The organism is Nostoc sp. DSM 114161 (genome assembly GCF_052692665.1).
Genome location: NZ_CP195141.1, coordinates 1,546,492 through 1,562,489 on the forward strand (window position 1 = coordinate 1,546,492; position 15,998 = coordinate 1,562,489).

Sequence of the window (15,998 nt, forward strand, 5' to 3'; positions counted from 1 at the left end):
TTTATATGTAGTTGTATGGCTTGTCAGGTAAGGAAAAAATTATATTTCTTCCACAAAATCTTAGTATAATTTCAGTGCTATTACTTATTAACAAAAAATGTTTAGACCTTATTTTTCGCTGATGCGATCGGCGAAAAGGAATCAGCGATTGCCACAGCAGAAGAAAGTATAAATTCTGTAATCAAATTTCAAATTCAAAGAAAGACTCATTCATGGCAAATTCAGTTTTTAACTTATCCAATCTCAACGGCTCTAATGGGTTTGCCATCAACGGCATCGCTGGAAATGACAACTCAGGTAACTCCGTCAGCAGTGCGGGGGATATCAACGGCGACGGCTTCGACGACTTGCTTATCGGCGCGAGGCGTGCTGACCCCAACGGCTTCGACTCAGGGCAAGCCTACGTGGTATTTGGCAACAGCACAGGCTTTGGCGCCACCCTCAACCTCTCCACCCTCAACGGCTCCAACGGCTTCGCTATTAATGGCAACGTAGCAGGCGACCAATTAGGCGTCTCTGTGAGCAGTGCAGGGGATATCAACAGTGACGGCTTCGACGACTTGCTTATTGGGGGGGCATTTGCCGACCCCAACGGCACGAATTCAGGGCAGAGCTATGTGGTGTTTGGCAAAAGCACAGGCTTTGGCGCCACCCTCAACCCCTCCACCCTCAATGGCTCTAACGGCTTCACTATCAACGGTATTGCAGCAGGTAACCAATTAGGTGTCTCTGTCAATACTGCGGGGGATGTCAACGGTGACGGCTTCGACGATTTGATTCTTGGAGCATTTTTTGCCGACCCCAACGGCACGAATTCAGGGCAGAGCTATGTGGTGTTTGGCAAAAGCACAGGCTTTAGCGCCACCCTCGACCTCTCTACCCTCAACGGCTCTAACGGCTTCGTTATCTACGGCATCGCTGCCAATGACAACTCAGGCAACTCCGTCAGCAGCGCAGGAGATATCAACGGCGACGGCTGACCTGCTTATCGGGGCAAGGCGGGCCGACCCTAACGGCTCCGACTCAGGGCAAAGTTACGTGGTGTTTGGTAGCAGTAGTGGCTTTAGTGCGAGCCTCAACCTCTCGACCCTCAACGGCTCTAACGGCTTCGCTATCAACGGCATTGCTGCTGGTGATTACTCAGGCACCTCTGTCAGTAATGCAGGGGATATCAACGGCGATGGGTTCGATGACCTGATTGTCGGGGCCTCATTTGCCGATCCCAATGGCTTTTCTTCAGGGCAGACCTACGTGGTGTTTGGCAAAAGCACAGGCTTTAGCGCTACCCTCAACCTCTCCACCCTCAATGGTTCTAACGGCTTCGCTATCAATGGTATCGCTGCGTATGACTCCTCAGGCACCTCTGTCAGCAGTGCTGGGGATGTCAACGGCGACGGTTTCGACGACCTAATTATCGGGGCAACATTTGCCGATCCCAACGGCTTGAGTTCTGGGCAGAGCTACGTAGTGTTTGGCAAAAGCACAGGCTTTAGCGCGACCCTTAACCTATCTACCCTCAACGGCTCTAACGGCTTTAAAATCAACGGCGTCGTAGCGGAAGACTTCTCTGGCAACTCTGTCAGTAGTGCTGGGGATGTCAACAATGACGGTTTTGATGACCTGATTATCGGGGCCTTCGGTGCCGACCCCAATGGTTCTTCTTCAGGGCGGAGTTACGTGGTGTTTGGCAACGGTGCCCCTGTCCTTGACCTCAACGGCCTAGGCAGTAACTCTGTGGGGATTGATTTTAGCACTACGTTTACCGGTACTCCAGTCTCCATTGTCGATAACGACTTTACCCTGACGGACAACAACGCTACTTTAGTTGGTGCTACCATCGCTATTACTAATCTCTTAGATGGTACAGCAGAAAGTTTGGGCGCTACTGCGATCGGCAACATTAGCGCTAATTACAACACCACCACAGGCATTCTTACCCTCAGCGGTACGGATACAATTGCCAATTATCGACAAGTCTTTGCCAGCCTTACCTACAACAATACAGCTACTTCTCCCAACATTACTAACCGGACAATTGAGTTTGTCGTCAATGACGGGCAAGCTTTCAGTAACACAAGTGTCGTATCGACTACTACCTTAACCTTTAATTTCAATGGCAACCAACCACCAATTGCCGTCAATGATGTCTTCACTACTAGTGAAGATACAGTTCTCAGCGGTAATGTACTAATTGCCAATCCCACCATCGCTGATAGTGACCCGAACAACGACATCTTAAGCGTCATACAGGTTAATGGCAATAGTGCGAGCATAGGCAACCAGATTACTTTAACTTCTGGCGCTTTGCTAACCCTCAACAGCAATGGCAGTTTTGTCTACAACCCTAACAGTAAATTTGAATCTTTGGGTGTGGGAGCCACTGCCAGCGACAGTTTTACTTACACTATCAGTGATGGTAACAGTAGCACCAGCACAGCAACAGTTAACATAACCATCAACGGTGTCAATGATGCAGCGACAATTACAGGCACAGCCACCGCAGTCGTTACAGAAGATGCAACCACCCCCAACCTAACAGCTACCGGTTCCCTCACCGTTAGTGATGTCGATGCAGGTCAAAGTCTATTCAACACTACGGTCACCTCCGCTACAGGAAATCTCGGTAGCCTCAGCATCACTCTTGCCGGAGCTTATACCTACAGTGTTGCTAACAGTGCGGTGCAGTTGTTGGGTGCTGGTCAAACTAAGACTGAAACCTTTACTGTTAGCTCTGTTGACGGCACAGCTAGCCGAAACATTGTCATCACCATCAACGGTGTTAATGATGTTGCCACTATTGCTGGCACAAGCACCGCAGCAGTTACAGAAGACGCAACCACCCCCAACCTAACAGCTACCGGTTCCCTCACCGTTAGCGATGTCGATGCAGGTCAAAGTCTATTCAACACCACGGTCACCTCCGCTACAGGTAATCTTGGTAGCTTGAGTATTAGCAGTGGGGGAACTTACACCTACAGTGTTGCCAACAGTGCGGTGCAGTCCTTAGCTGCTGGTCAAACTAAGACTGAAACCTTCATTGTTAGCTCTATTGACGGCACAGCCACTCAAGATATTGTCATCACCATCAACGGTGTTAATGATGTTGCCACTATTGCTGGCACAAGCACCGCAGCAGTCACAGAAGATGCAACTACCCCCAACCTAACAGCTACCGGTTCCCTCAGCGTTAGCGATGTCGATGCAGGTCAAAGTCTATTCAACACCACGGTCACCTCCGCTACAGGTAATCTTGGTAGCTTGAGTATTAGCAGTGGGGGAACTTACACCTACAGTGTTGCCAACAGTGCGGTGCAGTCCTTAGCTGCTGGTCAAACTAAGACTGAAACCTTCAGTGTTAGCTCTATTGACGGCACAGCTAGCCGAAACATTGTCATCACCATCAACGGTGTTAATGATGTTGCCACTATTGCTGGCACAGCCACCGCAGCAGTCACAGAAGATGCAACCACCCCCAACCTAACAGCTACCGGTTCCCTCACCGTTAGCGATGTCGATGCAGGTCAAAGTCTATTCAACACCACGGTGACTTCAGCTACAGGTAATCTTGGTAGCTTGAGTATTACCAGTGGGGGAGCTTACACCTACAGTGTTGCCAACAGTGCGGTGCAGTCCTTAGCTGCTGGTCAAACTAAGACTGAAACCTTCAGTGTTAGCTCTATTGACGGCACAGCTAGCCGAAACATTGTCATCACCATCAACGGTGTTAATGATGTTGCCACTATTGCTGGCACAGCCACCGCAGCAGTCACAGAAGATGCAACCACCCCCAACCTAACAGCTACCGGTTCCCTCACCGTTAGCGATGTCGATGCAGGTCAAAGTCTATTCAACACTACGGTCACCTCCGCTACAGGAAATCTCGGTAGCCTCAGCATCACTCCTGCCGGAGCTTATACCTACAGTGTTGCTAACAGTGCGGTGCAGTTGTTGGGTGCTGGTCAAACTAAGACTGAAACCTTCATTGTTAGCTCTATTGACGGCACAGCTAGCCGAAACATTGTCATCACCATCAACGGTGTTAATGATGTTGCCACTATTGCTGGCACAAGCACCGCAGCAGTTACAGAAGACGCAACCACCCCCAACCTAACAGCTACCGGTTCCCTCACCGTTAGCGATGTCGATGCAGGTCAAAGTCTATTCAACACCACGGTCACCTCCGCTACAGGTAATCTTGGTAGCTTGAGTATTAGCAGTGGGGGAACTTACACCTACAGTGTTGCCAACAGTGCGGTGCAGTCCTTAGCTGCTGGTCAAACTAAGACTGAAACCTTCAGTGTTAACTCTATTGACGGCACAGCTAGCCGAAACATTGTTGTCACCATCAACGGTGTTAATGATGCGCCAACATTGAATAGCGCGATCGCAGATCAAACTACCATTGATAATAGTGTCTTCAACTTCACCGTTCCCGCCAACACCTTTGCAGATGTCGATACCAGCAACACCTTAACTTACACCGCCACCTTGGATAACGGTAACCCTTTACCTAGCTGGTTAACCTTCAATTCCAATACTCGCACCTTCAGTGGCACACCTGCGACTGCTAATGTGGGAACCATCGCCATTAGAGTTACCGCCAGAGACACTAGCAACGCCACTGTCAGCGATACCTTTAACCTGACAGTCAATCGGCTCAACTTTACGGGAACTGCCAATGCTGATTTACTCACAGGCACAGACGCCAACAACATCATCGATGGATTAGCTGGTAACGATACCCTGATTGGCGGTGCAGGCAATGATACACTTATTGGCGGTGCGGGTAATGATATCCTGACTGGTGGAACTGGTGCCGATAGGTTCCTCTATAACACCTCTGCTACCTTTACAACCTCTAGTGTGGGTGTAGATACTATTACTGATTTCAATAGTTCCCAAGGTGACAAAATCGTACTGGATAAAACCACTTTCACTGCAATTAGTTCTAGTCCAGGAATCGGTTTTAGTAATGCGAGTGACTTTGCTGTGATTAATTTAGACCCCCTAAATCTGACAATTTCACTAGGTTTGAGTAGTGCGGTAATTCTCTATAACAGTTCAACTGGAGGCTTGTTCTACAACCAAAATAGGTTGTTACTTGGTTTGGGCAATGGCGGTCAATTTGCAACTTTGACTGGTGCGCCGAATTTAACAGCTAGTGACTTCATCATTCAAGGGTAGCAAGAGTTAAGTGTGTGGACTGGGCAAATATTTGCCCAGCCTACTTTTCACTAAAAATTCTCAAACTTAGCGATCGCCACTTTCATCTTATCCAACACCTCATCTACAGATATAGTTCCCAATTCCCCAGAGGCGCGGGTGCGGATACTCAAGGTGTTGGTTTCCACTTCCTTGGCTCCCACGACTGCCATCACAGGTATTTTATCTTTCTCTGCGTTGCGAATGAGTTTACCCAAGCGATCGCCACTAGTATCCACCTCTGCACGGATACCCAATGCCTGCATCTTTGCTACCACATCTTTAGTAAAATCTAGCTGTGCTTCGCCTACTGGCAGTAATCTCGCTTGTACTGGCGCCAACCACAAGGGAAAATCACCTGCATACTCTTCAATTAAAATACCAATCAACCTTTCTAGCGAACCAAAAGGCGCACGGTGAATCATCACCGGACGTTTGCGAGAACCATCTTCAGCAACGTACTCCAAATCGAAACGTTCTGGCAAGTTGTAATCTACCTGCACAGTTCCCAATTGCCATTCCCGTTCTAAAGCATCGCTGAAAATAAAATCGAGTTTCGGCCCGTAAAACGCCGCTTCTCCAATTCCCTCAAAATGTTCCATCCCTAAGGTTTCAACTGCACGCCGAATCGCAGCTTCGGCTTTATTCCAAACTTCATCGCTACCAATATACTTATCACTCGCTGGATCGCGGAAACTCAACCTAGCTTTAAAGTTCTTCAGTTGCAGTTTATTGAACACCGATAAAATCAAATCCACCACGCTGATGAATTCGCTATCAAGTTGTTCTGGGGTGACGAACAGGTGAGAATCATCCACAGTAAAACCCCGTACCCGCGTTAAACCCCCTAGTTCTCCCGATTGTTCGTACCGATAAACAGTACCGAATTCTGCCAAGCGCATCGGTAGATCTCGATAGGAACGTAACTCACTCTTATATATTTGGATGTGGAAAGGACAATTCATTGGCTTCATAACGAAGCCTTGTTCCTGTGCTGCGGCTTCTTCATCCTCCGCCATTAAAGGGAACATATCTTCTTTATATTTTTGCCAATGTCCAGAGGTTTTAAATAAATCGACTTTGGCAATGTGGGGAGTTACCACAGGTAAATAACCGCGTTTTAGTTGTTCTTGTTTGAGGAAATCTTCTAAAATACTCCGCAACAGGGTACCTTTGGGCGTCCACAAAGGTAAACCCGGCCCTACTAAGTCAGAAAATATAAATAATCCTAGTTCTTTACCAAGTTTCTTATGATCTCGCCGCAACGCTTCTTCTTTGCGTCGCTTGTACTCAGCAAGTTGTTCTGGACTTTCCCAAGCGGTAGCATAGATGCGTTGTAGTTGGGCTTTGGTTTCATCCCCACGCCAATAAGCGCCAGCAACACTTTCTAATTCAATGGCTTTAGGGTTTAACTCACTAGTATTTTCCACATGAGGCCCCGCACACAAATCCCACCATTCATTCCCCAAATGGTAAATTGTAATTGGTTCCTCTTTAATATCCGCTAGGATTTCTAACTTGTAAGGTTCGTGAATTTCCTGAATGCGGCGTTCGGCTTCTTGGCGGCTGACTTCTTCCCGAACAACTGGCAATTTACGATTGATAATCTTGACCATCTCTTTTTTGATGGCTTTAAGATCGTTTTCGCTAAATGGTTCTGGGTTGTCGAAGTCGTAATAAAATCCGTTTTCAATCCAAGGGCCAATTGTAACTTGCGCCTTGGGAAACAGCTTTTGTACCGCCATTGCCATGACATGGGAAGCAGTATGGCGAATCTTTTTTAACTTCTCCGATTCGCTGGTACGCGGTAAATAAATTTTTTCAGGTTTGTCCAACTCTTCTGAAGGATTTGATGATAATTTTAGCGACATTGGCTGCTGAACCGTTGGCGAAGTGATTACAAAAAGGAATCGATCTGAATTTGTAAGCTTATTCAACTATAGCGGTATTAAGCATTAGGTATGGGAAAGAGGAAAAGGGGAAAGACTTGTTCTAATTTCTCCCCCTGTCTCCTAGTCCTCTTGTTTCTCCATACTTCGGCTTCGCTCAGTACAAGTCTCCCCATCCCCCTACCTCCCCATCCTCATTTCCATACCCGAAGCCCTATTCCCAATGCGTTATCTATATCTATAGACACCTTCCCCAGGGAACTGTACAAACTTCGTAACAAAGCCATATAATTAAATCTGTATTTTTTGTTACAAAATACTAATTTTTTTGAATTTATTCCGAGGGATAGAAATAAGATAATTGTTAAGAATCGTAAATAACGTTAATATTAGTAAGAAAGTTTGAAATATTCCTCTCATTTATGCGAGACTCGAATTTACCGGGGACTGATTTGCTGAAAACGGTTTTAGAACCGTTGTTGGATGATTTTCAGTATTGGTTTAAGCGATCGCGTGACTTACTAGAAAAAGAGAAGCTCTCATTTATGAGCAACCAAGAGCAATCTGACTTACTCTTGCGGGTTAAACAAGCCCAAGAAGAACTAAATACCGCCAAAATGCTTTTTAGTGCTACTGACGGACAAGTTGGAATTGATATGGCAACTTTAATGCCTTGGCATCAATTAGTAACAGAATGTTGGAACGTGGCAATGCGCTTTCGTCAAGCACCTGAAGTCTAAATAGCATAAGCTAAAGTTAGACATTACAGACAGCTTAACAATTGGAAGACGACACATTCAGTCGTTAAACAAATAGTACAAAATTCTTAACATTATCTTAAGTTTGTTTTGATTAACAAAATAATGTATCCTATGTTACCGTAGGTGGAATAACGGTTGACAGATTGCTCCATATCAATACAAGCGCACAAAAAGTGCGTTAAATATTTCCCCTCACTGTGAGCTTAAATGTGAGCCACAGCGTCGGCGAAGCAAAACGTTAGAAAATAAACTTTTAAAAATTGCTGCCCTGGAGGAAAATCCAATGTTACACCTGCTTTACATCTTTGCTTTTACAATCCTTGCATTTATAGCTGTTGGTAACTTAATTCGTAACCTGATTATGTTCAGTTTAGATCGGGAGCGAACTTACCCAACCAATTCTTCAGGTAATCAAGGTAGCTTTGGTTATTACGCATCGAGAAAACAGTTTGTACCCCATCCAGAGTTATTAGATAGCGCGGGCAATTTAATTAAAGAACCGTTATTGGTAATGCGATCGATTAACGTTGAAGATGCTCGCCAACATCTTGATGCACTTTATGAAGCATCTCCAGGGCAGAAAAGAGACAATTCAGAAGAAGCATAAAAGAACGATTTTTTGGATTTGGGATTTTGGATTGTTAGGGAAAATTTCAAATCTTAAATTTCCAGAATTAGGACTTAAAGATTTAGGACAAACCTTGGTGGGGTGTTAAAGCAAAAAGCACCCGACGAAGGTTTATTTTATTGGCGTAGGCGTAGCCCGCCGTTCGCGGAGCGTCTCGTAGAGAAGGCATCGCTTCCTCATACTTCTGATACGCTACTGTTGATGTATGGGTGGGAGTTGCAATTTGTCAATTAAATTTTTACGAACTTGAATTGTAATTGTAGGTTTTTGCGCTATAACATCTCATTTGAGCGGATATATCAAATACCTCGGTGTAAATTAAGTATGGGAATAGAGGGAAACTTTAAACAAATATCCGCACCTCTTTTAGAGATAGCGAAACAAGATTTGTATGTATTGGATTTGTATCTTCATGCAAAAGAAGCCCTAGAAACAGCAGCACTAGAATATCTGCCTTCTTACTTAAAAAAGAAAGGAATTGATTGTAACCTTGACGCTGTTATTGCTGAGGAAGAATGGAGAATTGGAAGATTAGATATTGATTCAGATTGGCACGCAATTCACTACTTACTGACTGAGAATACATCTTCGTGGGAAGAATGCCAGATACCTTCCATAGTTGTCCGAAAGGAGGAAAACAACCGACTGCTAATAAATGCGGTGATGGGTGGAACATCGATTGAAGGAACAACAGGTAGTTTCAAAGATTTCGGCCCTGTAAAATATCTTGTGCCCTCAGAAACTCAGCAAATCTCCGAAGCATTGCTTCAAATTTCAGAAAAAGAGTTTGCTAATAGATACGAAGAGGCTTGTATTTTGAATCCAGATGTTTACAGAACATTATGGGATAAAGAAGTAGATGATTATTGGTACAGATTTAACTGTATTTTAGAGTACTACAAGATAGCTATTAAAGAAACCAGAGGTATGCTGCTCTACCTTGGTTGTTTTTATGGGAGTGATTTCATGTGGGAAATACAAGAGTAATGTTGCAACTTACAGCAGTTTTCATTTGTATGAAGTACAAAGTTATGGGTTTTGGTTTAGGCATAGTTCAGTAGAGCATCCCAGCACAGCTAACTTTAATTTTAAAAGTAACGCAACCACAGGCTTTGCAACGAAACGATCGAAGCTGAGATTGTCACAGTATACTTTTTGGCAAAAAAACAAGGGGGACATCCGTTAATGCGAGTACCTCTGGACTATCGAGAAGCGTTTCAGTATCCACTGAGTGTTTATCTTAACGGCATCAACTGGTAATTGTGGCGGGAAAATGAAAAATTAAAACGAGCGATCGCTTCTTCAAGACAGTAATTTAGCACAGTCAGTTACCTTTTAATTTTTTACTTTTGCTTTGTTCGATGATGATAAAGGCAATGGAGAATGTATATTGGGCTTAGTGGTTTATCATTTAAAACATCACAATGTCAGCCAATGGATAAAAAGACTTGAGTTAAGAACAAAGCGATCGTGGCGAATGACTGCGCCACGCCAAGGTGCGAAAGACAAATGCATTGCCGCTGTTGCTCTATTTCCTACTCAAAACTTTTAAATTTTGTAAATGAAGCTAGCTGCACGCACTTCTGCTAATTGGTAACAAAGTGTTGCATTTGCTTAAGCAAAAAGTGCTTTTTAGCGTTCTTTACATATTGAAACTGTCTATTTAACTTAAGAGTCCTTTGGAATTTGTACAATGCAGCTGTGACGTAGATCTTGTTGAGATTGGGCGTTTAACGATAATTCATGAGCATTTCGACTTCTGTGCTGAGCGATCTCCTAAAGTCCCTACCGTACTTGCGGCCCCAGCTATATTTTAAGGCTTCACTAACGGCGCTCTCCCACGCGATGGAAGATCAAGTTTTGGCTGCGACTTTAGCTCAACCCCTTATAATTGCTAGTTTTCAGCGAGAGCGATTCTACCGCCAAGAAGCTCATCGCTACCAGCGGCTTGCCTTGCGAAGCAATCAAATATACGTATTATCTGCTCCGGAAACTGATTTCGCGAACAGTTCGGAACACTACGAAAAGGTAGCTTTTGAGCCAGAGGATGGTTTAAGTCAAGAGTGGCATTTGGTTGTGATTGGTGACAGCTACGCGACTTGTTTGGTTTGCCGAGAAAACCTCGGTTCTATTGCCAAAAACAAGCAACTACCAGAGCAAAGCCCCAGTCTGGATATGGATACAGCGCGGAGATTTGAGGGGATTTGGACATCCGAAAGGGGAGTTAGCCTCAAAGCCGCCGACTTGCTCTTAGAAAGGATTTTGGCCTACAGACCAGAACTGGCAAGCAAAATTGAGCGGGCGCGTCAAAGGTTTGGCATAGGGCAGACGAGAACCTACTTTGGAGCAGAACAGATTAGCGAATATGCTTGTGACATTGACACCGATCCTTTTGTGCAACGCTTAGTGACTTACTTGCAAGCTAGTCAGTACAAATTGCACAAAGCTTATCGTTCAATTACTGCCCAAGCACGAAAAGAACGATTAGTCAATACAATTAGTACTGCCATTCGGCGATCGCTCGATCCTCACGAAGTTCTCCAGATAGCAGCACAAGAATTAGGACAACATCTCAATGCTTGTCGCTGTCTGATTTACCGGGCTCAAGCTGGGGATAGGCAAGCGATCATTGAACATGAATTTTTGACTGCTGGTGTTTTATCTGTTCGCGGACAAACCTGGGAATTAGAGAAAAATCCCCTATTTCGTGACATCATCCAACAAGACGAAGGGGTTTGTATCAGCGATACACTCAGCGATCCTCGCGTGACAAATTCGGCGGGGCTTTCCTTGATTGCCAAAAAGTTTGCCATTCGTTCTTGGCTGATGGAACCAGTATTTTATCAAGGACGATTATTAGGCATTGTGGAATTACACTACTGCCAGATGCCACCCCACGAGTGCCAACCAGGGGAATTGGATTTAGTCAAAGCGATCGCCACCCAAGTGGGAGCAGCTCTCATCCAAGCCGAAGCCTACGCCAACCTAGAAGAACTCAACCAGCAGTTAGAAGCCCTAGACCGTACCCGCAGCAACCTCATAGCCATTACCGGACACGAACTGCGTACCCCCCTATCCACCATTCAAGTGTGTTTAGAAAGTCTGGCTAGCGAACCAGATATGCCCGTGGAATTGCAACAGGTGATGCTCAACACTGCTTTGGCTGACTCAGAACGAATGCGGAAACTCGTGCAAGATTTCCTCACACTTTCCAACTTAGAAAGCGGTCGCGTGGAATGGCATCCAGAATCTCTGACTTTACAAGAGTGTGTAGATTTAGCACTCAGCCGCCTTCGCACCCGCTCCTCCACAGAAAAGCCCCCCCAAATTCAAACTCAAATTCCTGAAAACTTACCCTTGGTCAGAGCTGATGGTGACTGGCTGGTAGAAGTACTAGCAAAACTCATAGACAACGCTTGTAAATTTACGCCAGCCCAAGGAGAAATCACCATTAACGCGATTCGCAACAGCCGTCAAATGGTCGAGGTTACAGTAGCTGACACAGGACGCGGCATTGAACCGAACCGTTTAGAAATCGTTTTTGACCGTTTCTATCAAGAAGAAGGAGCGCTTCGACGCACCACCGGCGGAACTGGGCTTGGCTTAGCAATTTGTCGCCAAATTGTCAATGGCTGGGGTGGAGAAATTTGGGCTAAATCAGCCGGCAAAGACCAGGGAAGTGAGTTTCACTTCACCATCCCAATTGTTCAGAGTAGCCAGGAGGAAAAGCGGGCGAAAGTTAAGACTAAATAGGGATGGGCATGGGGCATGGGGCATAGGAAGAGGACAAGGGGAAAGGGAAAGGGGTAAGGGGAAAAGGGGAAAGATTAAATTTATTCCTTTTCCTCTGCCCAATACCCCATGCCCCATGCCCAATCAAAAATGACTAAAAACTGTTACAGTCTATGACGCGATCGCAATACGATCCTTATTACGATGTTAGTATGCCCTAAAAACGTTGAGAGAACACTTTATGGCTGAAACACTCTCTGGACAAACGCCACGATTTGCTGGCAACACTGGCGGCTTGCTTTCTAAAGCAGAAGTGGAAGAAAAGTACGCTATCACCTGGACTAGCCCGAAAGAGCAAGTATTTGAATTGCCTACAGGTGGCGCTGCCACTGCGGTAAAAGGTGAAAACCTGCTGTACTTGGCCCGCAAAGAACAAGCCATCGCTTTGGGTGGTCAACTCCGGAAATTCAAGATTACAGACTACAAAATTTACCGGATTTTTCCCAACGGAGAAACTATTTTTATTCACCCAGCTGATGGTGTGTTCCCCGAAAAAGTGAATGAAGGCCGTGAAAAAGTACGTTTCCTCCCACGCCGCATTGGACAAAACCCCAATCCAGCACAACTCAAGTTCAGTGGTACAGCTACCTACGATGCGGACTAGTTACTGCTGGGAAATGGGAACTGGAAACTAGGAACTAGGGACTAGGGAGATAGAAAGGCAGGGAGCAGGGAGCAGGGAGCAGGGGAGAAGAGTTTTTCCCCTCTGCCCCCTTCCCCCTGCTCCCCTGCCTCTTCCCCATATCCCATGCCCCATGCCCAATCCCCAGTTCCCAGTCCCCAATCCCTAATCCCCAAACTATTTATGGTATTTCCCGATTTTTCTGAATTTTCACAGCTAGCTATACAAGGCAACTTCATTCCGGTATATCAGGAATGGGTGGCAGACTTAGATACGCCAGTATCTGCTTGGTATAAAGTCTGTGCAGGTCAGCCCTATAGCTTTTTGTTGGAATCCATAGAAGGTGGAGAAAAACTGGGACGGTATAGTTTAGTGGGTTGCGATCCGTTGTGGGTTTTGGAAGCAAGAGGCGATCGCACAACTCAAATCAACCGCGATGGCTCCCAGGTAGTTTTTGCAGGCGACCCTTTTACAGCTTTAGCTCAATGTCTAGAACCTTATCACCCAGTTAAATTGCCACAGCTACCCCCAGGAATTGGTGGTTTGTTTGGGTTTTGGGGCTATGAATTGATTCGCTGGATTGAACCGCGCGTACCAATTCATCCACCAGATGAGCGAAATATCCCCGATGGATTGTGGATGCAGGTAGACCACCTGTTGATTTTTGACCAGGTGAAGCGGAAAATTTGGGCAGTCGCCTATGCTGATTTACGCGATCCGCAAGTTGATTTCAAAGCAGCATATCAAAAAGCTTGCGATCGCGTTAACCAAATGCTCGAAAAGTTATCTCTCCCCTTATCGCCAGAAAAAACTAGGCTGGAATGGAAGCCGCCAGGGAGCAGAGGAGCAGGGGAGCAAGGGAGCAGGGGAGCAGAGGGGTATCAAAGTAACTTTACTCGCCCTGATTTTTGTGCAAGCGTGCAAAAAGCAAAAGAATATATCAAAGCTGGTGACATTTTCCAAGTAGTTATTTCCCAGCGACTATCAACAACATACACAGGTGACCCCTTTGCTCTTTATCGTTCTTTACGTCAAATAAATCCTTCGCCTTACATGGCTTATTTTCACTTCCAAGATTGGCAAATCATCGGTTCCAGTCCAGAAGTGATGGTGAAAGCAGAAACCGATCCAAATGGTGGAGCGATCGCAACTCTACGTCCAATTGCAGGAACGCGTCCGCGGGGCAAAACCACCCAAGAAGATACATCTTTTGCTGAGGATTTATTGCAAGATCCTAAGGAAATTGCCGAACATGTAATGCTTGTTGATTTAGGGCGGAATGATTTAGGACGTGTTTGCCAAAGTGGTAGCGTCAAAGTTGATGAATTAATGGTAGTTGAACGCTACTCCCATGTAATGCACATTGTCAGCAATGTTGTGGGTAAATTAGCAGACAATAAAACAGCATGGGATTTGCTCAAAGCCTGTTTCCCAGCAGGTACAGTCAGCGGCGCACCCAAGATTAGAGCAATGGAAATTATCTACGAATTAGAGCCTAGTCGTCGGGGTGTTTATTCTGGTGTTTACGGATATTATGATTTTGAAGGACAATTAAATAGTGCTATAGCAATTCGCACAATGGTAGTCCATAATAACACGGTCACCGTCCAAGCTGGTGCCGGTTTGGTGGCTGATTCGGAACCTGAGAAAGAATATGAAGAAACGCTCAATAAAGCTAGAGGTTTATTAGAAGCGATTCGTTGTTTGCGTTAAATTTTGATACTGGGCATTGGGCATTGGGCAGAGGAAAAGGAATAAATTTAATCTTTCCCCTTTTCCCCTTACCCCTTTCCCTTTACCCTTGCTCTCTTCCTATGCCCCATGCCCCATTCCCCACTTATTCATGAATAGCACACTGATTTATATTGGTTGATTGTAAAATTGAACTTGATATCAATACACTAATTGTTCTATTGGCTGTATGAGAATCAAGTCCCGACTTTAAAAGTTGATATATTAATATTCTTCTATTTTGAATTACATAAGTTTTACTTTGAACGGCAAGGTATTTGGCAACAATCTCTGCTACTTCTAAACCTACATATCCACAATAACGCGATAAATTGGGAAGATTTATAAATCCAATTAACATTAATTTTTTCCGAAAGTAAGATAAATTTTGGCATATATTCAATATATAAAGAAGTCTGAATATGAAAATCCAAGGCTTCAGTTGAATTTGCTACAAACAATAAGCCAACAAATTTGTTCGTGCTGAGTGGCTGAAGTAAATTAGCCATATAATTCCAGTACTTCCAGCAGCAATTAAGAGGCTAGTAAAAACTAATACCAATTTGAAAAAAGAATGCGACAGATGGGTAGGGTCACAACAATCTTGTACCCTTACGGATAATTGATGTGTCGCAAACATTATTTGAATTGGTATAACCTCAGTCAATTTGTTGTGCCAGACATTTATCGTCTTCAGCAGCAGTGAAAAATAATAGCATGGCCTGATTTAAATTAATGGACTCAAAGTTGCTGAAAGTGTGCCTAAAAACAACTTGTTCAATTAACTTTTTGCTGGGTAATCGAAATCTGTTTTCCTAGTTATGCCTCTAAGTGGTTATATTCGTCAATTGAGGAAAATTCGGAAATTTAAAGTGTATTTAAAGGCTTATTAGCTATACAACTCCACCATATCAGGTAAAAACTTGCAGTGTTATGAATCAGGCAATACCAATCATCGCCAAATCCTTGTTGAGTTTTTCAGCATATTCCGTAAACCCAGGCTGTGAAATTTCATCGCAAACTTTCGGCTCAACAATACCATAAATCAGTTGAGTTAACCTCGCTCATTAATGGTGAAGCCTCTATCCATCATTAGACCTGCCTTGAAAATAGGGACTGGGAAAACCAAGATATTTTCATTGTTCCAGGACTTACGCAAAATCATGAAAAAACGTAGACGCGGAGCGGCTTGCCCCAGGCTACCGCAAAGGACGCATAGACACGTTCGCGCAGCGTCTCGTAGAGAAGTGGCTTCCCGCAGGGTAGGACACAAAGAAATAAGAGTTTCAGAGAGTTTTTGCGTAAGTCCTATGTTTCTTGTGCGTGCAACTCATGGAGTCTCTTGCAAAAGTACTTTTTGCACTCTTGTGGGA

General features: G+C 44.8%; 10 protein-coding genes. 8 read left to right on the forward strand and 2 right to left on the reverse strand.

The genetic code is table 11. The features are described 5' to 3' along the window. Positions 1–212: 212 nt before the first annotated feature. Entirely contained in the window at positions 213–980 is a 768-nt protein-coding gene (locus tag NSTC745_RS06605; RefSeq protein WP_445636437.1) for an integrin alpha, read from the forward strand. Continuing rightward, complete coding sequence (locus NSTC745_RS06610; protein ID WP_445636438.1) at positions 925–5,184, forward strand: beta strand repeat-containing protein; 4,260 nt, start codon at positions 925–927, stop codon at positions 5,182–5,184. The genes NSTC745_RS06605 and NSTC745_RS06610 overlap by 56 nt, the downstream gene beginning before the upstream one ends. Before the next feature lie 50 nt (positions 5,185–5,234). On the opposite strand, the gene thrS is transcribed toward NSTC745_RS06610, so the two are convergent. Beyond that, the gene (gene thrS / locus NSTC745_RS06615) at positions 5,235–7,073 is read right to left on the reverse strand and encodes a threonine--tRNA ligase (RefSeq protein WP_445636439.1); all 1,839 of its coding nucleotides are present in this window, start codon (positions 7,071–7,073) and stop codon (positions 5,235–5,237) included. Positions 7,074–7,513: 440 nt separating this feature from the next. Between thrS and NSTC745_RS06620 the strand changes: the two genes are divergently transcribed. The 6 genes from NSTC745_RS06620 (at position 7,514) to trpE (ending at position 14,607) form a co-directional block, all read left to right on the forward strand. Beyond that, a complete protein-coding gene (locus tag NSTC745_RS06620; RefSeq protein ID WP_445636440.1) occupies positions 7,514–7,831 on the forward strand; it encodes a DUF2605 domain-containing protein in 318 nt (105 codons plus the stop codon). Positions 7,832–8,135: 304 nt separating this feature from the next. Next, a complete protein-coding gene (locus tag NSTC745_RS06625) occupies positions 8,136–8,459 on the forward strand; it encodes a DUF2973 domain-containing protein (RefSeq protein WP_445636441.1) in 324 nt (107 codons plus the stop codon). 345 nt (positions 8,460–8,804) lie between these two features. Continuing rightward, positions 8,805–9,467: a DUF1877 family protein gene (locus NSTC745_RS06630; protein ID WP_445636442.1), complete on the forward strand. Its 663-nt coding sequence runs from the start codon at positions 8,805–8,807 to the stop codon at positions 9,465–9,467. Positions 9,468–10,223: 756 nt separating this feature from the next. Then, positions 10,224–12,233 (forward strand): DICT sensory domain-containing protein, encoded by a 2,010-nt coding sequence (locus NSTC745_RS06635; protein ID WP_445636443.1) that lies wholly within the window; start codon positions 10,224–10,226, stop codon positions 12,231–12,233. Positions 12,234–12,453: 220 nt separating this feature from the next. Then, on the forward strand, positions 12,454–12,876 hold the full coding sequence (locus NSTC745_RS06640) for a photosystem I reaction center subunit II PsaD (protein WP_445636444.1): 423 nt from the start codon (positions 12,454–12,456) through the stop codon (positions 12,874–12,876). A gap of 201 nt (positions 12,877–13,077) precedes the next feature. Next, a complete protein-coding gene (gene trpE, locus NSTC745_RS06645) occupies positions 13,078–14,607 on the forward strand; it encodes an anthranilate synthase component I (protein ID WP_445636445.1) in 1,530 nt (509 codons plus the stop codon). Positions 14,608–14,731: 124 nt separating this feature from the next. Here trpE and NSTC745_RS06650 read toward each other — a convergent pair whose 3' ends face one another. Then, a complete protein-coding gene (locus NSTC745_RS06650) occupies positions 14,732–14,986 on the reverse strand; it encodes a hypothetical protein (RefSeq protein WP_445636446.1) in 255 nt (84 codons plus the stop codon). Positions 14,987–15,998: the final 1,012 nt, after the last annotated feature.

What these genes read in the sequence shown, in the direction of transcription:
- NSTC745_RS06605 (WP_445636437.1), top strand. Translation starts at nt 213, where the DNA reads ATGGCAAATTCAGTTTTTAACTTATCCAATCTCAACGGCTCTAATGGG.
- NSTC745_RS06610 (WP_445636438.1), top strand. Translation starts at nt 925, where the DNA reads ATGACAACTCAGGCAACTCCGTCAGCAGCGCAGGAGATATCAACGGCG.
- thrS (WP_445636439.1), bottom strand. Translation starts at nt 7,073, where the DNA reads ATGTCGCTAAAATTATCATCAAATCCTTCAGAAGAGTTGGACAAACCT.
- NSTC745_RS06620 (WP_445636440.1), top strand. Translation starts at nt 7,514, where the DNA reads ATGCGAGACTCGAATTTACCGGGGACTGATTTGCTGAAAACGGTTTTA.
- NSTC745_RS06625 (WP_445636441.1), top strand. Translation starts at nt 8,136, where the DNA reads ATGTTACACCTGCTTTACATCTTTGCTTTTACAATCCTTGCATTTATA.
- NSTC745_RS06630 (WP_445636442.1), top strand. Translation starts at nt 8,805, where the DNA reads ATGGGAATAGAGGGAAACTTTAAACAAATATCCGCACCTCTTTTAGAG.
- NSTC745_RS06635 (WP_445636443.1), top strand. Translation starts at nt 10,224, where the DNA reads ATGAGCATTTCGACTTCTGTGCTGAGCGATCTCCTAAAGTCCCTACCG.
- NSTC745_RS06640 (WP_445636444.1), top strand. Translation starts at nt 12,454, where the DNA reads ATGGCTGAAACACTCTCTGGACAAACGCCACGATTTGCTGGCAACACT.
- trpE (WP_445636445.1), top strand. Translation starts at nt 13,078, where the DNA reads ATGGTATTTCCCGATTTTTCTGAATTTTCACAGCTAGCTATACAAGGC.
- NSTC745_RS06650 (WP_445636446.1), bottom strand. Translation starts at nt 14,986, where the DNA reads ATGTTAATTGGATTTATAAATCTTCCCAATTTATCGCGTTATTGTGGA.